We start from the raw sequence: 23,967 nt of genomic DNA, 5'->3' as shown, positions 1-23,967 counted from the left end.
CTCGGCAATACAGCGTTAAAAATCAGCTCAGAATACTCATTTACTTTATGTAAACTCGGGCGCGAGTCCGATCCGTTCTTCGCCAATTTTTGCCTTGTCTTGCCTTCGCTCGCACAGTTTTCAAGCCGAACCCGAAAAGCTACCGAGGCACTTAGTTTTTGCTGACGATGAGACACCATGCTGACATCGCTTCTCGATAACGATTTTTACAAGATCACGATGCAAAACGCCGTGATCAAGCGCTTTCCCTACGCGCACGCGCACTACGCGTTCATCAACCGGGGCGAGCACAGCTTTCCTGAAGGGTTCGGTGCCGTACTTCGTCAGGAAGTGGACAAGATGGCCTCGCTCGCACTGACCGAGGAAGAAAAGAACTACCTGGAAACCACTTGCCCGTACCTGGACCCGACCTACCTCGATTTTCTGGCCGGTTTTCGTTATGACCCGTCCGAGGTCGTCATCGAGCAGCAGGGCAGCGAGCTTTCCGTGGTGATGGAAGGGCCCTGGTATCGCACCATTTTGTGGGAAGTGCCGTTGATGGCGCTGATCAGCGAGCTTTGGTACGTGCTGCGTGACGAGCAGGCGCCGGATAACACCGACGAGCTGATCGAGCAGCGCACTAAAGAGAAGATCGAACACTACCGCCATTTGGGGCTCAAGATTGCCGAATTCGGCACTCGGCGGCGCTTCTCCTTTGCGGTACACGACCAGGTGGTGGGCGCGCTTCGCCTCTACGGCGGCGACACCTTTACCGGCACCAGCAACGTGCTGTTGGCCATGCGCCACGGGGTGAAGCCGATCGGCACCCACGCCCACGAGTGGTTCATGTTCCACGGCGCGCGTTTTGGTTTCAAAATGGCCAACAGCTTGGCGCTGGAACATTGGGTAGACGTGTACCGCGGCGATTTGGGCATCGCGCTGACCGATACGTTTACCAGCAAAGCCTTTTTCGAAAGCTTCGATAAGAAGTTCGCCAAGCTTTTCGACGGCGTGCGCCACGACAGCGGCGACCCGGTGGAGTTCGCCAAGGCGACCATCGAGCACTACAAACGGTTGGGCGTGAACCCGCAAAACAAGACGATCATTTTTTCCGACGCACTGACGCCGGAGCGCGTCGAGCACATTCAGGCGTTCTGCCAGGGGCGTATCGGCACCGCCTTCGGCATCGGCACCAACTTCACCAACGACGTAGGCGTCGAGCCGATGAACATGGTGATCAAGATGGTCAAGGCGCGCCCGGAAGGCCAGGGGTGGCTGCCGGTCATCAAGCTTTCCGACGTGCCGGACAAGCATACCGGCGACCCGGAGATGATTACGCTGGCCAAGAAAATCCTCTCGCTCAGCCACGCCTCCCCGGAGGCCTGCCCCTAAGCGGCCTCGCTTAAAGCGTTTCTAATCGGCGGGTTTTTCACGCCCGCCCTTGTTGGAAGGCTTCTTCACCGCGTTAAAAAGCGGCGCGTAAAGGGTTTCGACCAGCTCCGCGAAGCCTTCCCCCTGGGCGGTGCGGGCACCGAACAGCCGCGCGAAGTCCGGCCACTGGTGGGCGAGATACGCGCTTTTGGTGACATCCCCGGCCATGTAGCGCCCGCCCTCATAGGCGCTTTGCGCACTGGCGTAGGCCTTGCTCTCGGTGTCGCTCTCCGGCGTGCCCAATTGATTGAGCCACTCGAACCCCGCTTGGGGTGCCAGCGGTAGCGGCCCTTGCTGGCCGCGCTGCCAGGCGCTTAGCTGGGTCGTCAGGTGGGCCTGGGCGGTCTCGGCGGCCAGCGGCTCGAAGGTGGCGAGGCCTGCCTTGGAAATCAGCCGGGTGGTCAGGGGGCCATGCAGGTTGCCCGCCAGGTGCGCGACCCAGTGGCGCAGCAGGTGGTGCCACTGGTATTTGCTTTGGCGTACCAGGCTGGTGCTCAAAAGCAGCACGCGGCAGCGCTCGCCCTGGTCACTTTCGCGAAGCTCCCCCAGCCAGTCTTCAAGCCTGGGGCCGTGGTCGGTCTCCAGGATGATCGGCAGCGGCGCGTTTATCTGCCTTGGCCACTCGTTAAGCGCCTTCTCGTACTCCTCGAAAAGGGCTTCCATAGGCTCGGCCAGGGCGTCGCGCATGCGCTCGCCGAAGGCGCCGATGGCCAGCACCCCCTGACCCTTGAAGCGTTCAAGTTCGGCGTGCAGCGCCTCGATGCGCGGCTCGTCGTTATCTACCGCGCGGCGCTGGGCGGCAATCAGTTGATCCTGCAACTGCCAGTTCTGCAGGCCATCGAGTGCGAAGGGTTCGGCGTCGAGCTTTTCGATCGCTTCCTGCTCGAAATAGACCCCAAGGCGGGTGTTGAAAAAGCTCTTCACCGGCTCGCGCAGGAAATTACCCAGCTGGGCCAGGTTCAGGGTGGCCGATTCGTCCTCGATAAGCGCGGGCAGCGCGGCAGCTTGCCGGGTGGTTTGCGCAGTGTGTACCTCGCGCCACTCGTGGGCGTAGGTAAAAAGCCCTTGGGAGGCCGCCTCGAAGTAGCGCCGGCTAAACGGCTGAAGCGGGTGCTCGGTGGTCAGCCGCGCGAGCAAGTCGTCGCTTTCGTGCTGCCAGCCTGCCTCTAAATGCTCGCGAAGTTGGCCCACCAGCACGGAAGGTGGTAGTGGCGTGTTGTCGATCTGGCTTCTGCCCACCCAGCTCACGTAGAGCTGGTCGCGGGCGGAGAGCAGCGCTTCCAAAAACAGGTAGCGGTCGTCTTCCCGCCGCGACCGGTCACCGGGGCGGTAGTCGCCGCCCATCAGGTCGAAATCCAGCGGCGGCTGGGAGCGCGGATACTCGCCGTCGTTCATACCCAGCAGGCACACGCGCTTGAAGGGGATCGCGCGCATGGGCATCAGCGTTGCGAAGTTGACGGCCCCTGCCAGAAAGCGCTGAGAAAGGCTGTGCTCGTCGATCTGCGAAAGCCAGTGCTCGCGCACCATGGAAAGCGGTAGTGCATCCTCCAGCGCGGCTTCCTGGGTGCTCTCGAGCATCTGCTGCAAGCCGTTTTCCAGCTTGGTGAGCATCACGCTTTCCGCGGGGTCGTCGGTCAAGAAGAAGGTTTCGAGAAGCTCGCGTAGCCGGGCGACCCAGGTGGCGGGGTCCGCCGGCTGGCAAAAGCGCTCCCAGGTGACTTCCAGCTTTTCCAGCAGCGTAGCCAGCGGCCCCGCCAGGCGCGCCTCGAGCCCGCCGATATCATCGAACGGCTCGATACCCTGCCAGGACTCGGCCGCCCCCACGCTATAGCCCAGCAGCAAGCGGCGCAGGCCAAAGGCCCAGGTGTTCTGGGTGATGCCTTCCGGCAGTTCCAGGTGTTCGCGGGCGCGGGCGTTGAGCCCCCAGCGAATGCCGGCACCGGCCATCCAGCGCTCGAGAATGGGAATATCGCGCTCTTCCAACCCAAAGCGCTGGCGCAGGGCGGGCACGTCGAGCAAATCCAGCACGTCGCTGGTCGAAACGCGCAGCTCCGGCAGGCGCAGTAATTTTTCCAGCGCGATCATCATCGGCAGGCGGTGGCGGCTGGCCTGATCCGAGAGCGTATGCGGGATATAGCGCGCATCGTCCTGGGTGAGCTTTCCAAACACCGCCTCGATATGCGGCGCGTAGCGGTCGATATCCGGCACCATGACGATGATATCCCGCGGGCGAAGGTTGGGGTCTTCGCTGAAGGCGGCGAGCAGCTGGTCGTGGAGGATCTCGACTTCGCGCTGGGGGCCGTGGGCGATGTGGAAAACGATCGAGTCGTCTTCTGCGCTTGGTGCGCCCCAGTGCTCGCGGGTTTCACCCACCGGGCGTAGTTCGCGAATGTCGTCTTGTAGCTGGCTCAAGAGCGTCCCTTCACCCTGGCAGAACGGCTCGAACATATCGATACGCAGCGCGCGCTGCTCGAAAAGGCTCTGGTAGTCGCCGGTGTCGTCGTGCTCGTCGATCAGGCGCAGGTAGTCGCGGCCCTGCTTGCCCCAGGCGGCCAACAGCGGCTGGGCGTGCAGGTGCAGGGCCTCGGTGGCATCGCCGGTGCCGAGTACATCCAGCGCCTCGGGCATGCCCTCCTTGCGGCGCTGGCGGTAGCGGCTGGCGCGCAGCAGGTCCTTGTGTTCGATGATATCCGCCCAGTAGTACTGGCAAGGGTTATGTACGCAGAGCACGATCTGACAGCAGCGCGAAAGCGCGGCCAGGGCCTCGAGGGTCTGCTGGGGCAGCGAGGAGATACCGAAGATGATCAGCCGCCGGGGTACGTTTGGCGGGCATACTTGGCCTTCCAACTGCTCGGTGGCGGTTAAAAAGCGCTGGTGCACTTGGGCGCGGCTGCTGTCGAGCCCGGCCTGGCCCTGGGTGGCGGCGACATCCTCACGCAGGCGCCGCCAAAGCGCGGGCTGCCACATCTGATGGGGTGCAAGCTCACGGCGCTCGCCGCGGGCGCTGATGAGCACGTCGCTGCCCGCCGCCCAGGCTTCCAGCCAGTCCGCCCGGTACACCTGGTACTGATCGAACAGGTCCGCCAGGCGTTCGGCGAGCTGGTAATGCTTGCGCTGGTCCCGGTCGAATTCGAGAAACCGCGCGAGAGGCTCGAACACTGGTTCATCGACCAGCGTGGGCAGAAGGCGCAGAAGACGCCACACCAGGCGCGATTTGTCGAAGGGCGACGTTTCCGGAACGGCGTCGTCCTGCGCATTCACGTGACTCAGCACCGTGCGGTAGGCCTGCCAGAGAAAGCGCGCGGGCAGGGTGACATCGAGTGCGGCCGCGATGCCCGCGCCGCCGTTTTTCGGGTCTTCGGCCAGGGCCAGCTTCAGCCACTGGCCGATGCCGTTGCTCTGCACCAGGATCGTTTCGTTTTCGAGCGGGCCCAGCGGGTGCAGGCGCATCCACTCCACCGCCACGGCGCGTAAATCTTCCAGCCGATTGGCGTGAATCACCATGAAACCAGGCGTTAATGGTGGCGCGAAAAGGCTCGACATGAACACCCCCGTGAGCGGTTGGAAACAGGCCTGAACTGCCTGTCGTTTTTGAAACCGGGTCGTTTTTTAAAACTAGTAGGAGAGGGTGACGTTACCAATGCCCATCAGGCCCAGGAAGGTCATGCCCACGAACAGCAGCAGGTAGAGCAAAATCAGCACGCCGAAGATGGTGAAGTGGGTCTTGAGCTTGCCAAGTGCAAAGCGCAGCTCGCGCTCGTCGCCGCTTTGATAGGCACGCTGGCTGGCACTGGCCGCCTGGAAGAGTACGATGCCCGCCCAGATGGGAATCCAGGCGACGATAATGCCGATGATGGTAATCGCCGTTAACAGCCCGCCCAGAATCAGCATTACGCCGATCAGTTGCATCCAGAGTTTACCGCGGTATAGCGGCTCCGCGACGCTTTTTAAAAGCTCGTGTTTCTCCTGGGGTTCCATGGCGTCCTCGTGTGTCGAGTGAAAATCAGTGCGTTGTTGAAAGGCCATGATCTTAATGAGTTTCGACACTTTTGTCTTTACGCGCCGCGCCCCGGGAATTTTGCCGGATAATTGCCTTAAGCATCTTGCAGTGAGGCCCGCGCATCGCCAAGCTATGGGGTTTTATTAGAATATTTTATTAGAACACTATTAAAAATTCAGGAGCCTGCCATGACCGAGCCGACCAGCCCTTCTCAGAACGATTCCCAGGACGTTGCAGCGCAAGGCTCGCGGCGCCACTCCGCCCCGGTCGTGGACGGCCCGGGCAAAGCCGCCAGCCGTGCCATGCTGCGCGCGGTGGGCTTCAACGACGACGACTTCAAAAAGCCCCAGGTGGGGGTCGCCTCGACCTGGAGTATGGTGACACCGTGCAACAGCCATATCGGTGAGCTGGCCGAACTGGCCCGGGACGGCGCCGACGCCGGCGGCGGCAAGGGCGTGGTGTTCAATACCATCACCATTTCTGATGGTATCGCCAACGGCACCGAGGGCATGAAGTACTCGCTGGTCTCCCGCGAAGTGATCGCGGACTCCATCGAGACGGTGGCGGGCTGCGAAGGGTTCGACGGGCTGGTCGCCATCGGCGGCTGCGACAAGAACATGCCCGGTTGCGTGATGGGCCTGGCGCGCCTCGACCGGCCCAGCGTGTTCGTCTATGGCGGCACCATCATGCCGGGCAAGGGCCACACGGATATCGTCTCGGTGTTCGAGGCCATGGGCGCGCATTCGCGTGGCGACATGGACCTGATCGAGCTCAAGCAGATCGAGGAAACCGCGATTCCCGGCCCCGGCTCCTGCGGCGGCATGTACACCGCCAATACCATGGCCTCGGCGATCGAGGCGCTGGGCATGAGCCTGCCGGGAAGCTCCGCGCAGAACGCGATTTCCCAGGAGAAGCGCGACGACTGTAAAGCCGCGGGGGAGGCGGTGCTCGAGCTTCTCAAGGCCGACATCAAGCCTTCCGATATCATGACCCGCGAGGCGTTCGAGAACGCGATTACCATCATTATCGCCCTCGGCGGCTCGACCAACGCGGTGCTGCACCTGATCGCCATGGCGCGCACCATCGACGTCGAGCTCAATCTCAAGGACTTCACCGAGATCGGCAAGCGTGTGCCGGTGGTGGCGGATCTGCGCCCCAGCGGCCACTACATGATGAGCGAGCTGGTCGCGATTGGCGGTATTCAGCCGCTGATGAAAATCCTGCTGGATGCGGGGCTTCTGCACGGTGACTGCCTGACCGTGACCGGCAAGACCCTGGCGGAAAACCTGGCGGACGTCGAACCCTACCCGATGGATCAGTCGATCATCGCGCCGCTGGACAACCCCGTGAAGGCGCAAAGCCACCTGCGCATTCTTTACGGCAACCTGGCCCCGGAAGGCGCGGTCGCCAAAATCACCGGCAAGGAAGGCACGCGCTTTAGCGGCCCGGCGCGGGTGTTTGGCTCCGAAGAGGAAGCCCAGGCGCGCATCAACGACGGTACCGTGGTGGCCGGCGACGTGGTGGTGATTCGCTACGAAGGCCCGAAAGGTGGCCCAGGCATGCGCGAAATGCTCACCCCGACCTCGGCGATCATGGGCCGGGGCCTGGGTAACGACGTTGCTCTCATCACCGACGGGCGTTTTTCCGGCGGTAGCCACGGCTTCGTGGTCGGCCACGTGGCCCCTGAAGCCTTCGAGGGCGGCCCGCTGGGCCTGGTCGAAACCGGCGATATCATCACCATCGACGCCGAGGCGGATACCATCGATATCGACGTAAGCGTTGACGAGATGACCCGCCGCCAGAGTCAGTGGCAACAACCTGCGCCGCGCTACACCCGCGGCGTACTGGCCAAGTACGCCCGTCAGGTAAGCTCCGCGAGCACCGGCGCGGTGACCGACGCCACGCAATAAAACAGATAGCAGCCATGAACCCCACATGTGTGGGGTTCAGCCGTTCTGAAACAAGACCTGACGTCTTTTTAATGGTTTTTTTAAACGAATAGGTAGGTCGCGATACCTGGCAAAGCAGTCAAGATCATGGATACTCCGTTAATCGATCATCCCTCTATAGCGCTCTTCCCAATCGCTCATTTCATATTAGTTTTTTTGTATAAACTATTGCAAAAAAACGAAAAAGGGTTAATTATTTTTAGCCATGTTGCGGTAATGTTCAAATACGGACTGTCAGCGAATGGTCTATCAGGGAAAAACAGTGAGGGTTTATCGTGTCGACTTATGAAAATATACAAGCGCTGTACATTGCCATGTACGACCGTCCGGCCGACTGGGGTGGATTGCTTTATTGGGCCGACCAGTACGATACCAATGACTTTAAAGAGATTAGCCGATCATTTACTCAGTCATCCGAGTTCGATGAGCTATATGCAGGCCTGAGTGCAGACGAACGAATCAATGTACTTTATCAACATCTATACGGTCGTGACGTAGAGGCAAAAGGCCAGGCTTACTGGGCTGATAGGCTTGATAGCGGCGAGAGATTTGCTGATGTCGTGCAGTACGTTATCGGCGCATCTGCCAACCAGGATGCAGAAGCTTTGGCGCAGCGTGTTAATAATGCACTCGATAAGACCTACAGCGATCTTATGGATATGCTGTATACCGGTTATTACGGTCGCGCAGCAGATGCAGAGGGTAAGGCGTATTGGGTCAATGCTTTGCAAGTTGCGGGAGGAGACCTTAATCCGGTTATAGAGGCGTTTGGCAGTGCAGACGAATATTTAGAAAAGTATGGCGATCTGGATAGCAAGGCACAGATTGCTGCTCTTTACGACAATATGTTCAATCGTGAGCCTGATGCAGAGGGGGCTGCCTATTGGTCTGAAAAACTTGCCGACGGTTCACTATCGCTCTCTACGTTGGCGTTTACGCTGGCGCAATCGGCCGCAGCGGACGATCGGCAAGCGCTTGAGGAGAATATTACAGCGCTTAATACCCCTCCCGAACCAGAACCAGAACCAGAGCCAGAACCAGAACCAGAACCAGAGCCAGAGCCAGAACCAGAACCAGAACCGGAACCAGAGCCAGAGCCAGAACCGGAACCGGAACCGGAACCAGAGCCAGAGCCAGAACCCATTGATGTCAAAATCGCTTTTGATGGTTCGGCTATAAGGGCCGGTCAGGCAGGGGCAGAGCTTGGCTTTTTAAGTGCGATTACGGATACATCTGTCGAGACAGACTACGATTTTAATGTATCAGGAGATGAGCGTTTCGAGCTTGATAGCGATGCTGAAGAGGGCTGGCTGCTCAAATTGAAGGAAGATAGCTCGCTTAATGATGATGAACAAGTAGAGCTGACGCTAACAGTAACCGATGGCGAAGATGTTGCTACAAACGATACGTTGATTGTCGGTGATGGGTTCTTGTCAACGGGCGAGGGCACGGACGTACTCCGAGCGGATGATGATGGGGCTATTCTGCGTGGCGGCGGTGGTACCGATACGATGCTGGGTGGTGAAGGTAATGACACTTTCGTCATCGTGGGTGATGTTTCTGCCGGCGGTAAGGTCGAGAGTACAGATACTACTCAAGCACTGGGCTTTCCGATTACCGACTTGAATGGCAAGGTATTCAATGAAGATGATAATGGTGGTGCGGGGCGAATCGATGGTGGTGGTGGATCGGATACGCTTTATGTCATTGGTAAAGCCGATCTGAGTAATTACGATATTACGGGTGTTAGCACTGTGGAAATTCGCTCCTCAGTGGCATTCAGCATCAAACAGCTTGAAGAATTCATCTCTCTAACTGGAGACGGAAGCAGCACCTTACGCATCAGCGCCGATGAACCAACGACTTTCAGTTTGGGGGAGGGCGTAACACTTGCCTACCTGGGAGAGATCGAGTTGGGCGAAGGGGTGACCCTGGAAGTCGATTCGCTGGATGACATAGGAGGCGCTCGAATTCTCAGCGGCGCTGGTAAGCTGAGTGCCACATCTGATCTGGGCAGCATGGCGGGCTATACCCTGACGGATAGTCTGACTGTAGAAGGCACCGATGCCAGTGAAGCTCGCCGTGTTGACTCCGTGGGAAAAGAAGTCGATGAAACCGGGGTAATCCTTGGTAGCGCTGGCGATGACTATTTAAGAGGCACCGCTGGCGATGATGTTATCGACGGTCTTGATGGAGATGACGTATTGGTAGGCCTGGGTGGCAAGGATACCTATCGCATCTCAGGCTCAGGCGAAAAAACCATTATCGATAGCGGGCGCAACAGCATACTGGATCTCTCCATGGCTGAGGGGGCGGCTGTCGTTGATCTTACCGACGGTGGTGAAGTGAATGGCGGTGCTGAAGCAGGCGGTGCCAGCATTTTGTTGGGGACCGGTGTAGGTGCTACGGGGCTGCAGCCACTCGATATCATGCTATCTCAAGACCTTTCGAGCTCTTTTACAAACGATTTGTATACCATTAATGCGTCGGGCTTCATTGATGACCTGATCGCAGGAGTGCGTAACATCCAGCCCAACAGCGCGTTTGGTGTAGCGTCGTTTGTCGATAAACCGATCAGACCTTTTGGCAGTCCGCCGTCAGACTGGACTGAAGCTGATTATGAGTATCGCACCGATACGCCGCTATCGCTCGATCCTGAAGGTCTGCGCCAGGCTTACGAAGAAATGGTCATCAAGTCCGGGGCTGATGGCCCCGAAGCGCAGCTGACCTCACTACTCCAGATTGCGCTACGCGCTGAGGATCCGCTGGTTTATCTGGACGATGGCAGTGTGGACATGGACGCTACCGGTATCGGTTATCGTCCGGATGCGCTTCGTACACTGGTGCTGCTAACCGATGCGGATTATCACGAGGCTGGTGACGGCGCTGAAGGTTCCAGGTCTGGCCTTGATTTGCCACCCAACAATGGTGACCGAGTTTTGGATGGTGATCCGATGGGGACCGGTGAGGACTACCCGTCCATCGAGCAGGTTAGAGAGGCGCTGGAAGAAAGCAGTATTTATCCTATTTTTGCTGTTACCTCTTACGCCACTTCGGTTTATGAGGATCTTGTCGAGGAACTGGGGTTTGGTTCCGTGATCGAGCTTTCTTCAGACAGCAGCAACTTGGTCGATGTGCTCACAACGAGTCTGGAAGATTACAAGGCTGATTTCGTGGCGGAGCTAATCGGTACTGATTTTGACGATAAGCTAACGGGTAACAGTCTGGATAATGTGATTGATGGCAAGGCGGGTGATGACTGGATCTATGGATTAGGTGGTGATAATACCCTCACTGGCGGGAAGGGGGCCGATACTTTTGTTCTGGGCTTTTCGGGCTCGACCCGAGGGGTTACGACTATCACCGATTTCTCAGCTGACGAAGACGATATCATTGCCCTCGATAGCAGTGGTTTGCTGGACTTTGGAGAAGACGTAACTGATGGTGAAGCCTTGGGCACTGAGCGTTTCGTGCAACGCGATAATCTGACCGATATCGAAGCGGGCGACACTGGCGTAGTAATCGTGCAATCCGAGGCGAGTTCCGCGGATATCGCAGAGGTGCTCTCGGACGAAAGTGTCGCTGCGTATGTCATGGTATTTAACAGTGATAACGACGTTGCAGAGCTATGGTTCGATGCCGATTGGAGCGATAGTGATGATCGCGAGCAAGTCGCTGTCGTTGAGTCACTGGATGAGTTGGCCAACGTGGTCGGCTTGAGCGAGAGTGACTTTGCCCTATCGGTCATCGCCTGATAGTGGGTTTTAAAGACCATGATATGACGTAAGGAGGCAACAACTCACTCCTGTCATTAAGTCGTCAAGCGCAAGGTTTATCCTTGCGCTTTTTTATGCCCGCAAGGAAAACACCATGGCGAAAAAAGCAAGAGGTCGAACGCGAGTTGGCGAAGTTTTCGGGACTTTCTTGCTACTCGGCCTAACCTCCTTTGGCGGCCCCATCGCGCACTTGGGGTACTTTCGTACCGAGCTCGTCGCCCGGCGGCGCTGGCTTTCCGAGGCGGCCTACGCGGATCTGGTGGCGCTTTGCCAGTTTCTACCGGGCCCGGCGAGTAGCCAGGTCGGTTTCGCGCTGGGGCTTCTGCGCGCCGGTCCCTGGGGCGCGGCGGCGGCGTGGCTTGCCTTTACGCTGCCCTCGGCTATCGTGCTTTTCCTGTTTGCGTTGGGGACGGCGGTGCTGGAGGGTCCGCTCGCCGAGCGCGTAATTGCCAGTCTCAAGGTCGTGGCTGTGGCGATCGTGGCCCACGCCGTTTGGGGAATGGCACGCAACCTGTGCCCGGACAAGACCCGGGCGGGCATTGCTCTTGGTGCGGTGTTCGTGGCGGTACTGGCCAGTGGGCCTTTGGGCCAGGTCAGCGCTATCGTGCTGGGCGGTGTGGTCGGGCTTTTGCTTTGCCGCGAAGCCGCCGCCCATAGCGATAGCGAAACGCTTCACTTTGGCGTGTCCCGCCTGGCGGGGTATGGCGCGCTCTTGCTCTTTGTCGGGCTTTTACTCGCACTGCCGCTTTTGGCCCATCAGGCCCTTTGGCTTGATATTGCCGATGCCTTTTATCGTTCAGGGGCGCTGGTGTTTGGTGGTGGGCATGTGGTGCTACCGCTGCTCAGCGCCGAAGTCGTCCAGCCTGGCTTTATCAGCGACGATGCGTTCATGACCGGTTACGGTGCGGCGCAGGCGATACCCGGGCCACTATTCACCTTTGCAGCCTACCTGGGGGCGCTGCTGCCGGGTATCCATAGCGTGCCGGGCGCACTGCTGGCACTCGTGGCGATTTTCGTACCCGGGTTTCTCTTGTTGATTGGCGCGCTGCCGTTCTGGAATCGTTTTCGGCAATGGGGGGCCGCTCAGGCGCTGTTGCGTGGCGCCAATGCGGCCGTCGTGGGTATTTTGGGGGCCGCGCTTTATCAGCCCGTGTGGGTAAGCGCGATCCTCACGCCTATCGACTTTGCGCTGGCGCTGACCGGCTTTTTACTGCTGAGCGTTTGGAAGCTGCCGGCCTGGGCGGTGGTCATCATCGTGGTGCTGGGCGGGGTGGCTTTTTAGGCCGTTGAATGGACGACGCACGACGTGCATAAAAAAACGCCCCGCAAGGGCGGGGCGTCTATGGATTCTGGCGAGAGAAGGCTGTCGCTAAGGCGCCTCCAGCTCTAGGGAGCGGCGCAGGACGTTGAGTTCATCAATGTCCAAGTGCTCGAGCCGTCCAGCGAGCAGGTCGCTGATTTTTTGAACGGGAAGGCCTGCTCTGCGGGCGATTTCCCGGCTTCCCAGGTCTGATACGGCGACCAGACGTGTGATAATACGCATCAGGCGCGTACGTTTTTCAAGTTCCCTGACATCGAGGTCAGGGCTGCTTCGCGGAGGGTCCAGCGTTTCTGCGTGAGCAGTCGAGTATGCCGTACTCATGTGACTCCATCAGTCAAAAGTGACCCCTACACAATGCCGCTAACCCAAGCGCTTTTCAATGCCTGTTTCGATGAAAAATTCGTCATTTGATCCAGGCCCTTAAAAGGGCGTGCTCTGGTAAACTATCCGCCTTCAAAATGTCAGCCAAGCCTTGCGGCTTTCGTTTGTCTTCACTAAGTCTTGAAACGGTTTTAGGCCTCTGGCCGAGGAGCGAATACATGTCCGAGAGCGCACCCCGAGTGGGCGTGATTATGGGGTCGAAATCCGACTGGCCCATCATGGAGCACGCCGTCACCATGCTCGAGCGTTTAGGGGTTGCCTGCGAGACCCGCGTGGTGTCGGCGCACCGCACGCCGGATTTGTTGTTCGACTACGCCAAAAGCGCGGCCGAGCGCGGCCTGCAAGTGATCGTGGCCGGAGCCGGTGGTGCCGCTCACCTGCCGGGTATGGTGGCCTCGCAAACGCCGCTTCCCGTGCTGGGGGTGCCGGTCGAGTCCAAATCCCTAAAGGGGCTGGATTCGCTTCTATCGATTGCCCAGATGCCCGGCGGCATTGCCGTGGGCACTCTGGCCATTGGTAAGCCTGGTGCGACCAACGCGGGGCTTTTGGCCGCGCAGATCGTGGGGCTTCAAGATAGCGCCGTGCGCGAGGCGGTCGAGGCCTTCCGCCAGGAGCAAACCCAAACGGTACTGGATAACCCGGACCCGCGGGCCGACACCGAAGCTTAAGGAGGCCACCATGAATATTGGCGTATTGGGCGCTGGTCAGCTGGGGCGAATGCTGGCACTTGCAGGTTATCCTTTAGGTAACCGCTTCACCTTTCTGGATACCACCGGAAGCCCTAGCGCGGGTATCGGCGAGGTGATCGTCGACCCGAACAACGAGCACCTGGCCGCGTTTCTCGACAAGGTGGATGTCGTTACCTATGAGTTCGAGCACCTGCCCGTCGAGCTCGTGCGCGAGATCGAGCGCCACAAGCCTGTCTACCCGGCAAGCAAAGCGATCGCGGTGTGCCAGAACCGGGTCGAAGAGAAGGCGCTGTTCGACCGTTTGAGTATTCCCACCCCCGCTTACCGGGTGGTGGAGAGCGCCGAGGCGCTTTTGGACGCGGCCCGTGAGCTTGGCTGCCCGGTCGTCGCCAAGTCGGTCACCGAAGGCTACGACGGCAAGGGCCAGGCGGTGCTGAAGTCCTTTGATGAGGCGTTCGAGGCCTGGCAGACCATCGGGCACTCGCAGTTGATCGTTGAAGCCTTCGTGGATTTCGTGCGCGAGGTATCGATCATTGCCGTGCGCGGCCGCGATGGCGAGGTGGTATTCTACCCCATGGCGGAAAACCAGCACGTTGACGGCATTTTGCGCTACTCGGTGGCCCCACTGCCGGATTTGGACGAAAGCCTTCAGCATACCGCCGATGGCTACATTCGCGCGCTGCTCGACGAGCTCGATTACGTGGGCGTGCTGGCGCTCGAGCTTTTCCAAACGCCGGATGGTAGCTTGCTCGCCAACGAGATGGCCCCGCGGGTACACAACTCCGGCCATTGGACGATGGACGGCGCGGTCACCAGCCAGTTCGAAAACCACTTGCGCGCCGTGCAGGGGCTGCCGCTAGGCGCCACCGACGCCATCGCGCCGACCTGCATGGTCAACGTCATCGGCCGGGAAGGCGATAACCCGGCTCTATTGGCGATACCCCATACGCACCTGCACCGTTACGACAAGGATGAGCGGGCCGGGCGCAAACTTGCCCATATCAATGTATGCGCCGAATCCCACGGTGCACTTTTAACCAAAGTGCGCCAGTGCCAGGCGCTACTGCCCGATGCGCCGCCGGTGCAGTGGAGTTTCAAGCCCGTTGCCTGATGTTTTTGTTTTTAAACCGCCTCACGTTAGGCGGTTTTTTTAAAGCCTGACGACGAGAGTCGCTTTGACCGTATAAATCATATAAAACTAGTAATTTAAATTTCGCTTTAGACGGTTGCCTTCAAGCTGGCAATACAATTGCGCAGGGATCGAATATGCTCTGGAAGCTTAAGCCCGCCATGGTTACGGACAATAGCCGCTCTTTCGACTTGACCGGTGACGTCTCGTTGTGCGAGTTGGAGGCCGCGAAAGTCAGGCTTTTATATGAAAAGCTCTGGCAGCCGGTGGTTAGTAGCCTTCTCGTCGCGCTATGCGTGTCGTCGATCATGTGGGCCAGCATCGAGACGTCGACCATCGTGCTATGGTTGGTGGCGCTTTTTGCTATTTCGATATTCCGCTTACTGCTGGCCTATCGATATCAGCGTGTAGCCTATACCGCCCACTCGCGAAGGTGGCTTTACGCTTTCGCTTTTGGCGCGCTTTTTTCGGCGACTTTGTGGGGTGCGGCGGGGGTGCTGTTTTTTACTCCGGACCACCCCGGCCAGGTCGCCACCCTGGCGATCATCATGGCGGGGGTCGCCGCGGGGGGAACGACCACGCTTTCATCGGTGCGCTGGGTCGGTCTTGGCTTTATCAGCCAGATTCTCTTGCCGCTCTCCGTGGTGTTTTTCATCAATGGCGAGACGTTGATGGGCAGCATCATTCTGATTTTTTTGGTGCTGATGCTGGCCACCTGTTCACGTTTTCACTGCATTTTTCACGATAACATTTCCCTGCGCGTGAGCATCGAGGCGCGAGAAGAGCAACTGCTGGAAAGCCAGAACCGCTATCGCTCGATTTTCGACCACTCTCCGCTGGGCGTTTTAAACTTCGACCGCCATGGCACCATTAGCGATTGCAACGACCAGATGCTAACGATTCTGGGCGGCGAGCGCGCGGCGTTCATCGGCTACCGAATGCTGGACCGCGTCGCCAACCAGGAGGTGGCCGAAGGGGTGAGGGACGCTCTCGAAAAAGGCTCGGGCTATTTCGAGGGTACCTTCTACCTGCCCGGCGCTGAAACTGGTACCCCTTTGCGCGCCATTTTCAGCGGGGTGAATAGCGCCAGCAACGAGCGCGTCGGAGGTATCGCGATCGTCGAGGACTTTACCGAACGCACCCAGAACGAGGCGATCATTTATCGCCAGGCGTATTACGATGCGCTGACCGATCTGCCCAACCGGCGTCTTTTCATCGAACGCCTCATGGGCCTTGCCGAACAGCCCGAAAGCCGCGACAGCACTGGCCTGGTCATGTTCATGGATCTGGACCGTTTCAAGCTGATCAATGACACCTTTGGCCACGCCGCAGGCGATGACCTGCTGGTGCAAATAGCCAAGCGTCTGAAAATGCATTTGGGAGAACGGGATATGGCCGCCCGGCTGAGCGGCGATGAATTCGTGATGCTGATGCTCTTTGATCAGCCCCTGACCGAGGAGGCCGAGCACGTCGCCCTGGCGTGCATGGAGGCGCTTCAAAGCGCGCTTGGCGGGCGCTACAGCCTGGAGGGGCAGCAGGTCGAGGTAACCCCCAGCATGGGCTATACCTGCTTTAACGCCGCCAAGTGCGACCACACCGAAATTCTCAAGCAGGCGGATATTGCGATGTATCAGGCCAAAGCGGAGGGGCGGGCCCGGCTTCGTCGCTACCGCCCCGAAATGCGTAAAGCGCTGAACCAGGCCGCGCTACGCTCGAATCTGGTTAAATCGCTAATCGACCGCTAATCACAAGCCATAGCGCGATAAGCGCGAAGTGGCCCGGGTACCAGGCAAGCCACAGCCGCCGGGGCATCTGTTTGAATACTTTGGGGATATGCTGAGCGCCCCCCGCGGCCAACACCAGCACCAGGACACACGTCCCTACGGTGAAGGACTTGGACATATCCGAGGCGTTCATCTGACCGGCGACCCAAAGCACGGGAAACGCAGCCAGCCCCGCCCAAAGCCGGGACTTCAGGGCATCCCGGGTTTCGTTGAGCGCATGCATGGCGAACATGAAAAACGGAATGAGCATTAGCCCGTTGTGGCCGTACTCCACCCAGAATCCCAGCAGGTACCAAAGCGTCACCCCGACCGCCGCGCCCAGCAAGAGCCAGCCAAACCCCAGGCTCTGATGGCGGTAGTGCTGCCATCCTTGGCGCACCAGCGCCCCGATCGCCAGCCCGCTTGCCAGCGTAAAGCAGACATTCAAAATGAAGGCGTCGCTTAGGCGGGGCATCATCATGTACGGCACCTGGGCGGCAATGCCGATCACCAGCACTCGCCGGGCGTAGCGCAGCGGGTTGCGCGTGTTGAAAAGCCCGTGCCAGGCCACCATCGCTGCAAACAGCGGGAAGGCGATACGCCCGATCGACGAGCCCGCCCAGCCCAGATCCCAGTCGCTGGGCAGCACGTAACGTACCAGGTGGTCGACGGTCATGGTGAGTAGCGCAAGCCACTGGGCCCAAGCGGTCCAGTGGGAGAGTGGCCGTTCGGCGCGCTCTTGGGGCGTGGGTGACGCAGCGGTCCGGGCGCGAGCGCCAGAAAAGAAAGCCATAAAACCTCCGTGTTTAACATGACCCTATGAAGCAGGAGTAACGTTTTCGATCAGACCCAGGCGTGGCGTTCGAGTTCATCGCCCCACGCCCTGGGCCGGCGCAAGGGCAACGAGCGCTTACTATACCCTATAAACGAAAAAACCCCGGCGAGCGCCGGGGTTTTTATCTTCAAACGCTTGGGCGTTATTCGTCGCCGAAGTAGCGCGCGTAGATCTCGTCGTAGGTGCCGTTTTCTTCGAGGGTGGCAAGTGCTTCGTTGAACCGCTCGGCCAGGGCTTCGTCGCGCTGGCGGAAGGCGATGCCGAAGCCGTCGCCAAAGTACTCCTTGGGCTCGGTGATCTGCTCGCCGACGATGGTGTAGTCACCTTCGTCGCTTTCTACCAGCGTGGACTGGCCGATCGGGAAGTCGAGGAAGACGATATCCAGACGCTCGGCGTCCATGTCCAGCACCATGTCATCGGCGGTGGAGTAGCGGCTGATATCGGCTATGCTGTCGTAGTTGTCGGTCACGTAGTTGTCTTGAAGCGTGCCGCGCTGAACGCCGATGGTCATGCCATCGAGCGTCTGCTCATTGGCTTCGTCGATGTCCAGATCGCTTGCCGCGAACCAGGCCGAGGGCATGGTGATGTAGGGCTCGGAGAAGAGCACCTGCTGGCGGCGCTCGTCGTTGATGGTCATCGATGACATGACCGCATCGTAGTTGCGCGCCAATAGCCCCGGGATGATGCCGTCCCACTCCTGCTCGACCCACTCGCAGGTGACGCCGACCTCTTCGCAGAGCGCGTTGCCCAGGTCGATGTCGAAACCGGTCAGGTCGCCTTCCGGGGTGCGGTACTCCATGGGCACGTAGGGGACATCCACGCCGATACGCACGTTGTCGTAGTCGCGCGCCTGGGCATTCGAGGCGGCGGCCACGGCCAGGCCGATCAGGGAAACCGAGAGTAGCTTTTTCATCATGGCGCTCCGTTGCAAAAGGGTTCGTTTCAATAGATCTCTTTTAACGTAACTCAGGTTAGCGATGGCGCAAAGACCCAAGTGCTTCGTGAACCAACGTTTGTTTGACGATGGCGGCGCCTGACTACAGGCTTTGGGGGGTCAAATGCGCCAGTAACCGTTTCTCCAGAAAACGGAAGAAGAACAGAATCGCGAACGTCAGGCACAGATAAATCAGCGCGACGAACAGAAACGGTTCGAAGGGCGTATAAAAGCGCGAATACACATAGCGCGCCGCCCCGGTGAGGTCCATGAGCGTCACGACGCTGGCGATGGCGCTGGCGTGGAGCATGAAAATCACTTCGTTACCGTAGGCGGGCAGGGCGCGGCGAAAAGCGCTGGGAATGACGATGCGGCGCATCAGCAAACCTGGCGACATGCCGTAGGCTTTGGCCGCCTCGATTTCCCCCTTGCTGGTCGCCTTGATGGCACCGCGGAAAATCTCGGTGGTGTAGGCCGCCGTATTGAGCGTAAAGGCGATGAGCGCCGGATAGAACGCCTCACGAAAAATCGGCCACAGAAAGCTCTCCTGGATGCCTTCGAAAAAAACCACGCCGTAGTAGATGATGTAGAGCTGGATCAGAAGCGGCGTGCCGCGAAACACGTAGGTATACACGTATACCGGCAGGCTGATCCATTTGCGGCGAGAACTCCTCAGAATGGCCAGCGGCACGGCCAGTACCAGGCCAATCACCAGCGACAAAAACACCAACTGCGTGGTCGTCACCAATCCTTCCCAGTAGTGACCAATGGTCGAGGGCGTGAAAATAGTGTTATCGGCGAGAAGGTCGTTGAACCAGGTGGAAATATCAAACATCTCAGTGCTCCCCAAAACCGACGTTGTAGCGCTTTTGCAGCCGGGCGAAGATCCACTCGGTAACGCTTGCGATCAATAAGTACGCCACCGCGACGGGGATCAGGAACACGAAGGGCTCGTGGGTCGCCCGCGAGGCTTCGGCGGCGACGCGCACCATGTCGGTCAAGCCGATCACCGAGACCAGCGCAGTGGTCTTGAGTAGCACCATCCAGTTATTGGAGAGGCCGGGCAGAGCGTGGCGCATCATCTGGGGAAAGCGAATGCGGCGGAACACCAGTGTGCTGCTCATGCCGTAGGCCTTGCCCGCTTCGATCTGACCGTTATCCACCGCCATGAACGCCCCGCGAAAGGTCTCGCCCATGTAGGCGCCAAAAATGAAGCCGATGGTCAGCACGCCCGCGGCAAAGGCGTTGAAGCTGATATAGATATCGATGTCGTAGTTGTAATAGAGCACGTCGCTGATCGCGTTGACACCGATCTGGCCGCCATAGAACAACAGCATCATCAGCACCAGATCCGGCACGCCGCGAATCAGGGTGGTGTAGACCCCCGCCACCCAGCGAAGCACCCCATGGCGCGACATCTTGGCCGTCGCCGTTAAAAGCCCCAGCCCAATGGCCAGCAGTAGCGACAGTACCGCGAGTTGAACGGTGACCCCGGCGCCTTCAAGAAGACGCGGGCCATAGCCTTGCAAATCGAGCATGGTCACATCCGGCATCAGTAGTTGGGGGTCAGAAACTGCTTAAGGCGTGGCGAGCGCGGGTTATCCAGCACTGCCTCTGGCTTGCCGGACTCCTCGACCACGCCCTGGTGCAGGTAGATCACCTGGCTCGATACCTCGCGGGCAAAGCCCATTTCGTGGGTGACGACGACCATGGTGCGGCCCTCTTTGGCCAAATCGCGCATGACCTTCAGCACATCGCCCACAAGCTCCGGGTCCAGCGCCGAGGTCGGCTCGTCGAACAGCATCACTTCCGGGTCCATGGCCAGGGCCCGGGCAATGGCGCCGCGCTGCTGCTGGCCGCCGGACATCTGCGCCGGGTAGGCCTTGGCCCGGGCGGTCAGCCCCACGCGCTCGAGCAGCGCATAGGCGTGCTCGGTGGCCTCTTTTTTCGATTGGCCCAGCACGTGTACCGGCGCTTCGATGATGTTGTCCAAAAGCGTCATGTGGGCCCACAGGTTGAAGCTTTGGAACACCATCGAGAGCTTGGCGCGCATCTTCACGACCTGTTTTTGGTCCGCCGGCTCGCGCCCGTGTTTGGTGGTCTTGAAACGGATGGGCTCGCCGTGAACGAACAGCTCGCCTTCATCCGGCTGTTCGAGCAGGTTCATGCAGCGCAGAAAGGTGCTCTTGCCTGAACCGGAGGCCCCGATCAGGGTGATGACATCGCCTTTATGGGCTTGAAGAGAAAGGCCCTTGAGCACTTCGGTATCGCCGAAGCGTTTTTTAATGTTGCGAACTTCCAGGGGGGTAGGCGCCGCGGCCATAACATAGGCTCCAGTACAAGTTTGCCACTCTGTCACAGGTGTAAAACACGTGTTTGGGGCGTGGCTGACGCGAAAAAGGGGCGATTCTATCAGGCCTTATGCCCGAAGTGCTCGCTCTTATGAGAATAAGTGATCAACGCCGGGCGTTGGCCACCTATTCGAGCGTGCCCCTTACATTATTGTTATCTATCGCCAGGTCTTGCTGTTGAGTCTTGATATCGGGTCTTGGTATCGAATCTTAGTGTACGGTGTTTAACGCCCAAGTGCTCGCGCTCATACCGGCACGGCCAGAAGGGCGGCGCGGGCGCCAATTTCCACCCGGGCGTTGGGGAACACGACGTGAAGCGGGGTTTCGCCCACCTGGAAATCACCGCCCTGGCCGTCTTTGGCCAGACAAGCGCCCGGTTCGAAGCGGGTAAAGTTCGCCACACTCTCCTCGAAACAGAGCGTGAAGTCCTCACAGTGGCGTATCAGTTCGTGCGCCACCTTGAAAAAGCGCGGCGGGGAGGCTGCGCTTTCCGGTTCTTCGCCGGCCCCCAGTGCGCTGATCAGGTTGGCCATGGGCGCAAGCGGCGCCAGGTCGTTATGACCAAACGCCGCCACCTGCCCTAGCTCGAAGGTGAACGCCTGGGCCTGGTGGTAATGTTTGCTGTAGTGAGAGAACGTAAAGCTTGGCTGGTGCTGGTGAAGCACCGCTTGCATGCCGGCAGCGGCCAGCCACGCCCACTGCCGGTCCTCGGTGGCGGTGTCGGCGAATGGCTCCACGACAAAGCGCGGGTAAAGGCTTTGGCGAATCGCGGTGTGAAGGTCGTAGTGAAGGCGGGGCAGACCTTCATGGCGGGCGAAAAAGTCGTCCACCTCGTTCATCAGCACGCGGGCGCGGTCGGGCTCTTCGCCCATGGCGGTCAGCTCGCGGTCGAATAGCCGGTTCAGGTTGGTGCTGATAAACCGAGTTTGGGCCTTGAGCGCCGGGATATTGCCCAAAATTACCAGCACCGGGGCTTTAAGGCGCGCGCTACCCACCTCGAGCGCGGCAAGCCACTGGCCCAAAAGCTCGACCGGGGCGGTTTCGTTACCATGAATAGCGGCGGAGAAAATACAGGCGTGGGCGTGCGCTTCAATCGTTTTGGGGCTTAGCTCTAAAATCCCCGGCGCGCGCAATTGGTAGTGCCCACCTGGGAGCGTGCCACCGCTTTTGGCGGGCGCTTTACCCTCCAGCGTCCAGTCCAGCCATTGGCTCAGCATGAATGACTCTCCGTTGTTATCAATGCGCTTGGGCTTTTATATGTAGCACGCCCCGATGCTTGCGACAAAGGCGGCGTCGCTTGGCTATAAAGCACCAGGGCGCCCGTATAAACGCCCATAAAAAAGCGCCTGACCCGTTAGCGGGCCAAGCGCTTTATCGACACTTATCAAAAAGCGGCACCTTTATTCGGCGCGCTGGCGCTCCATCTCTTGCTGGTATTCGCCGGCAAGCGAGGTTTTCTGGTTGTCCGCCAGGCCGCGACCGGCGAGCTGAAAGACTTCCTGCTCTTCTTCGTCCAGGTGGTGGGTCACCAGGTGCTGAAGCTGCTTGGCGTGGGTCAGCCAGTTCGTGGCGCTGTAGTCGGTGTCGTCCAAAAGCTCGATCAGTTCATCGATCTCGTGGTGTTCGGCGACGCTGTGGCGCGCTTTTTCCTGGGTGAGGTCGATATCCATCATCGGAATATAGAGCGAGCGCTCTTCGGCATTGGCGTGAAACTTAAGCTCGGCACGTACCTGCTTGTAAAGCGCGTCGCGCTCGCTGCTGTCGCCGTGGGTCTCGACCAGACGGGCCAAAAGATCGCGCTGAAGATCGTGGTCTTTGCGCAGTGCTTCAAAAATCGTCATTCCCGGCTCCTTGGATGCAAGTACGATAATCGCCTTGAAAACTAGTGTTAGTTTTGCAAAAGCGCAAGGCGCTTCGGCCATCACGGTCAGTCGAGCGTCAACCCCCTTCATTTAGCTTAATTTTCCGCTAGGCTAGAGGAGGAGTTGATAGTCGACCCTGAAATCTCGAATGGAGAAAGCAATGACCAAGGTGCTGGTACTTTACTATTCCATGTATGGCCACGTGGATACGCTCGCGGCGGCGGTCGCCGAAGGCGCGAAAGAAGTCGACGGTGTCGAGGTCACGGTCAAGCGTGTACCCGAAACCATGCCCGAAGACGCCTACAAAAATGCCGGCGGCAAGCAGGACTTCGATACCCCCGAGGCCACGCCGAGTGAGCTGGCCGACTATGATGGCATCATCGTCGGCACACCAACGCGTTTCGGCAACATGGCGGGGCAGATGCGTACCTTCTTTGACCAGACCGGTGGTCTCTGGGCCAACGGTTCGCTGCGCGGCAAGGTCGCCAGTGTGTTTACCTCTACCGGTACCGGCGGCGGTGAAGAAATGACCGTCACCTCGACCTGGTCGACGCTTGCCCACCACGGCATGATCATCGTGCCGATCGGCTACGGTATCGAGGAGCAGTTCGATATTTCCGAAGTCAGCGGCGGCAACCCTTATGGGGCGGCGACCCTGGCCGGCGGCGACGGCTCTCGCCAGCCAAGCGAGCGCGAGCTCAAGCTTGCGCGTTTTCAAGGTAAGCTCGTGGCCGAGACAACGGCCAAGCTCGCGAAATAACGCCTTCACGAGCGGGCTACGCGAGTGTAAAAAGCCCCAAGCGCAACACCGAACGTTTGAAAGGAAAGAGTGCTCCCCGAGGGGGCACTTTCTTATTTAGCGAGCACTAAAGCGGGCCAAGCGAAGGTAGCGCTCTTTCGACGGCAGCAGGTGCTGTTTGCACAGCGTACAAAGCCACTCGCGGTCCTGCGCCTTTAGCGCCTCGATCATGGCCAAGTGCTCGTCGCGGGCGTGCTTGAGGCTTTCCGGATCGGACATGGCGACAAACCGAATCGAGTGTGCCTTTTGGGCGAACTCGTTGATGCACTCCGACAGGTAGCTATTGCCGGTCGCCGAGAACAGCGCTCGGTGAAAGGCAATGTTCAGACGAAACACCCGGTGAAGATCCTGCTCTGCGACCGCTTCGCTGTGCTGCGTTTGGATATCCACCAGCGCTTGCAAGGTCGCCTCGGAAACGGGCAGGGCGATCGACTCGGCTCCGGCGATCTCGAGAAGCTCGCGCATGGCGTAGAGCTGCTCCACTTCTTCCGGCGTATAGGTCCTGACGAATGCGCCTCGATTCTTGATGCGCTCCACCAGGCCAATGGTCTCCAACTGAAACAGCGCTTGGCGTACGACGTGGCGCTTGCAGTCGAAGCGTTCGATGAGGTCTTCCTCGACCAGACGCTCTTTAGGGCTCAGCCGGCCCAGCACGATGTCCTCTTCGATGGCGTCGACAATATGGTCGGTACCGACCGTCATTAACGACGACGTGGCATTTTTGTCTTTCATAGATAGTCGCTTATATCCTTGCCAGGAAATTACGGT

19 protein-coding genes are annotated in these 23,967 nt (G+C 59.1%); 8 read left to right on the top strand and 11 right to left on the bottom strand.

Features of this window, described 5'->3' with window-relative positions; genetic code table 11:
- The first annotated feature begins 177 nt into the window (after positions 1-177).
- A complete protein-coding gene (gene pncB, locus ACWFVE_RS11270; protein WP_447529364.1) occupies positions 178-1,371 on the top strand; it encodes a nicotinate phosphoribosyltransferase in 1,194 nt (397 codons plus the stop codon).
- Positions 1,372-1,392: 21 nt separating this feature from the next.
- Here the strand turns inward: pncB and recC are convergent, their stop codons facing one another.
- Positions 1,393-4,953, bottom strand: coding sequence for an exodeoxyribonuclease V subunit gamma (gene recC, locus ACWFVE_RS11265; RefSeq protein WP_447529363.1), 3,561 nt, complete (start codon positions 4,951-4,953; stop codon positions 1,393-1,395).
- A 72-nt stretch (positions 4,954-5,025) separates the two neighbouring features.
- Positions 5,026-5,388: a DUF5362 family protein gene (locus ACWFVE_RS11260; protein ID WP_447529362.1), complete on the bottom strand. Its 363-nt coding sequence runs from the start codon at positions 5,386-5,388 to the stop codon at positions 5,026-5,028.
- Positions 5,389-5,598: 210 nt separating this feature from the next.
- Here ACWFVE_RS11260 and ilvD point away from each other — a divergent pair, with 210 nt between their 5' ends.
- From ilvD to chrA, 3 genes are all read left to right on the top strand, one after another.
- A complete protein-coding gene (gene ilvD / locus ACWFVE_RS11255) occupies positions 5,599-7,320 on the top strand; it encodes a dihydroxy-acid dehydratase (protein ID WP_447529361.1) in 1,722 nt (573 codons plus the stop codon).
- 314 nt (positions 7,321-7,634) lie between these two features.
- Positions 7,635-11,114: a DUF4214 domain-containing protein gene (locus ACWFVE_RS11250; RefSeq protein ID WP_447529360.1), complete on the top strand. Its 3,480-nt coding sequence runs from the start codon at positions 7,635-7,637 to the stop codon at positions 11,112-11,114.
- Between the two features lie 115 nt (positions 11,115-11,229).
- On the top strand, positions 11,230-12,417 hold the full coding sequence (gene chrA, locus ACWFVE_RS11245; RefSeq protein WP_447529359.1) for a chromate efflux transporter: 1,188 nt from the start codon (positions 11,230-11,232) through the stop codon (positions 12,415-12,417).
- Between the two features lie 87 nt (positions 12,418-12,504).
- On the opposite strand, the gene ACWFVE_RS11240 is transcribed toward chrA, so the two are convergent.
- Positions 12,505-12,777, bottom strand: coding sequence for an XRE family transcriptional regulator (locus ACWFVE_RS11240; protein WP_447529358.1), 273 nt, complete (start codon positions 12,775-12,777; stop codon positions 12,505-12,507).
- Between the two features lie 218 nt (positions 12,778-12,995).
- On the opposite strand from ACWFVE_RS11240, the gene purE reads away from it, so the two are divergent.
- The 3 genes from purE to ACWFVE_RS11225 all read left to right on the top strand — a co-directional run bounded on the left by purE (position 12,996) and on the right by ACWFVE_RS11225 (position 16,400).
- Complete coding sequence (gene purE / locus ACWFVE_RS11235) at positions 12,996-13,505, top strand: 5-(carboxyamino)imidazole ribonucleotide mutase (RefSeq protein WP_447529357.1); 510 nt, start codon at positions 12,996-12,998, stop codon at positions 13,503-13,505.
- A gap of 10 nt (positions 13,506-13,515) precedes the next feature.
- Positions 13,516-14,637, top strand: a complete 1,122-nt coding sequence (locus ACWFVE_RS11230) for a 5-(carboxyamino)imidazole ribonucleotide synthase (protein ID WP_447529356.1) — start codon at positions 13,516-13,518, stop codon at positions 14,635-14,637.
- 155 nt (positions 14,638-14,792) lie between these two features.
- The gene (locus ACWFVE_RS11225; RefSeq protein WP_447529355.1) at positions 14,793-16,400 is read left to right on the top strand and encodes a diguanylate cyclase domain-containing protein; all 1,608 of its coding nucleotides are present in this window, start codon (positions 14,793-14,795) and stop codon (positions 16,398-16,400) included.
- Here the strand turns inward: ACWFVE_RS11225 and ACWFVE_RS11220 are convergent.
- The 7 genes from ACWFVE_RS11220 to ACWFVE_RS11190 all read right to left on the bottom strand — a co-directional run bounded on the left by ACWFVE_RS11220 (position 16,378) and on the right by ACWFVE_RS11190 (position 22,379).
- Positions 16,378-17,211 carry a TraX family protein gene (locus ACWFVE_RS11220; RefSeq protein WP_447529354.1) on the bottom strand — a complete coding sequence of 278 codons (834 nt, stop codon included), beginning with the start codon at positions 17,209-17,211 and terminating at the stop codon, positions 16,378-16,380. The genes ACWFVE_RS11225 and ACWFVE_RS11220 overlap by 23 nt on opposite strands.
- 184 nt (positions 17,212-17,395) lie before the next feature.
- On the bottom strand, positions 17,396-18,166 hold the full coding sequence (locus ACWFVE_RS11215; RefSeq protein ID WP_447529353.1) for a transporter substrate-binding domain-containing protein: 771 nt from the start codon (positions 18,164-18,166) through the stop codon (positions 17,396-17,398).
- A 124-nt stretch (positions 18,167-18,290) separates the two neighbouring features.
- On the bottom strand, positions 18,291-19,022 hold the full coding sequence (locus ACWFVE_RS11210) for an ABC transporter permease (RefSeq protein ID WP_447529352.1): 732 nt from the start codon (positions 19,020-19,022) through the stop codon (positions 18,291-18,293).
- A gap of 1 nt (position 19,023) precedes the next feature.
- Positions 19,024-19,725: an ABC transporter permease gene (locus tag ACWFVE_RS11205; RefSeq protein ID WP_447529351.1), complete on the bottom strand. Its 702-nt coding sequence runs from the start codon at positions 19,723-19,725 to the stop codon at positions 19,024-19,026.
- 14 nt (positions 19,726-19,739) lie between these two features.
- Positions 19,740-20,510: an ABC transporter ATP-binding protein gene (locus ACWFVE_RS11200; protein ID WP_447529350.1), complete on the bottom strand. Its 771-nt coding sequence runs from the start codon at positions 20,508-20,510 to the stop codon at positions 19,740-19,742.
- A gap of 273 nt (positions 20,511-20,783) precedes the next feature.
- Positions 20,784-21,755: a succinylglutamate desuccinylase gene (locus tag ACWFVE_RS11195; protein ID WP_447529349.1), complete on the bottom strand. Its 972-nt coding sequence runs from the start codon at positions 21,753-21,755 to the stop codon at positions 20,784-20,786.
- Between the two features lie 183 nt (positions 21,756-21,938).
- Positions 21,939-22,379: a hemerythrin domain-containing protein gene (locus tag ACWFVE_RS11190; protein ID WP_447529348.1), complete on the bottom strand. Its 441-nt coding sequence runs from the start codon at positions 22,377-22,379 to the stop codon at positions 21,939-21,941.
- A gap of 181 nt (positions 22,380-22,560) precedes the next feature.
- On the opposite strand from ACWFVE_RS11190, the gene wrbA reads away from it, so the two are divergent.
- Positions 22,561-23,160 carry an NAD(P)H:quinone oxidoreductase gene (wrbA, locus tag ACWFVE_RS11185; protein WP_447529347.1) on the top strand — a complete coding sequence of 200 codons (600 nt, stop codon included), beginning with the start codon at positions 22,561-22,563 and terminating at the stop codon, positions 23,158-23,160.
- Between the two features lie 96 nt (positions 23,161-23,256).
- On the opposite strand, the gene ACWFVE_RS11180 is transcribed toward wrbA, so the two are convergent.
- Entirely contained in the window at positions 23,257-23,931 is a 675-nt protein-coding gene (locus tag ACWFVE_RS11180) for a GntR family transcriptional regulator (protein WP_447529346.1), read from the bottom strand.
- Positions 23,932-23,967 lie beyond the last annotated feature (36 nt).

It is taken from the genome of Vreelandella mediterranea (assembly GCF_970647075.1).
Note: the sequence above shows the minus strand (reverse complement) of the source record. Positions and strands in the feature narration are given on the sequence as shown.

What these genes read in the sequence shown, in the direction of transcription:
- pncB (WP_447529364.1), top strand. Translation starts at nt 178, where the DNA reads ATGCTGACATCGCTTCTCGATAACGATTTTTACAAGATCACGATGCAA.
- recC (WP_447529363.1), bottom strand. Translation starts at nt 4,953, where the DNA reads ATGTCGAGCCTTTTCGCGCCACCATTAACGCCTGGTTTCATGGTGATT.
- ACWFVE_RS11260 (WP_447529362.1), bottom strand. Translation starts at nt 5,388, where the DNA reads ATGGAACCCCAGGAGAAACACGAGCTTTTAAAAAGCGTCGCGGAGCCG.
- ilvD (WP_447529361.1), top strand. Translation starts at nt 5,599, where the DNA reads ATGACCGAGCCGACCAGCCCTTCTCAGAACGATTCCCAGGACGTTGCA.
- chrA (WP_447529359.1), top strand. Translation starts at nt 11,230, where the DNA reads ATGGCGAAAAAAGCAAGAGGTCGAACGCGAGTTGGCGAAGTTTTCGGG.
- ACWFVE_RS11240 (WP_447529358.1), bottom strand. Translation starts at nt 12,777, where the DNA reads ATGAGTACGGCATACTCGACTGCTCACGCAGAAACGCTGGACCCTCCG.
- purE (WP_447529357.1), top strand. Translation starts at nt 12,996, where the DNA reads ATGTCCGAGAGCGCACCCCGAGTGGGCGTGATTATGGGGTCGAAATCC.
- ACWFVE_RS11230 (WP_447529356.1), top strand. Translation starts at nt 13,516, where the DNA reads ATGAATATTGGCGTATTGGGCGCTGGTCAGCTGGGGCGAATGCTGGCA.
- ACWFVE_RS11225 (WP_447529355.1), top strand. Translation starts at nt 14,793, where the DNA reads ATGCTCTGGAAGCTTAAGCCCGCCATGGTTACGGACAATAGCCGCTCT.
- ACWFVE_RS11220 (WP_447529354.1), bottom strand. Translation starts at nt 17,211, where the DNA reads ATGGCTTTCTTTTCTGGCGCTCGCGCCCGGACCGCTGCGTCACCCACG.
- ACWFVE_RS11215 (WP_447529353.1), bottom strand. Translation starts at nt 18,166, where the DNA reads ATGAAAAAGCTACTCTCGGTTTCCCTGATCGGCCTGGCCGTGGCCGCC.
- ACWFVE_RS11210 (WP_447529352.1), bottom strand. Translation starts at nt 19,022, where the DNA reads ATGTTTGATATTTCCACCTGGTTCAACGACCTTCTCGCCGATAACACT.
- ACWFVE_RS11205 (WP_447529351.1), bottom strand. Translation starts at nt 19,725, where the DNA reads ATGCTCGATTTGCAAGGCTATGGCCCGCGTCTTCTTGAAGGCGCCGGG.
- ACWFVE_RS11200 (WP_447529350.1), bottom strand. Translation starts at nt 20,510, where the DNA reads ATGGCCGCGGCGCCTACCCCCCTGGAAGTTCGCAACATTAAAAAACGC.
- ACWFVE_RS11195 (WP_447529349.1), bottom strand. Translation starts at nt 21,755, where the DNA reads ATGCTGAGCCAATGGCTGGACTGGACGCTGGAGGGTAAAGCGCCCGCC.
- ACWFVE_RS11190 (WP_447529348.1), bottom strand. Translation starts at nt 22,379, where the DNA reads ATGACGATTTTTGAAGCACTGCGCAAAGACCACGATCTTCAGCGCGAT.
- wrbA (WP_447529347.1), top strand. Translation starts at nt 22,561, where the DNA reads ATGACCAAGGTGCTGGTACTTTACTATTCCATGTATGGCCACGTGGAT.
- ACWFVE_RS11180 (WP_447529346.1), bottom strand. Translation starts at nt 23,931, where the DNA reads ATGAAAGACAAAAATGCCACGTCGTCGTTAATGACGGTCGGTACCGAC.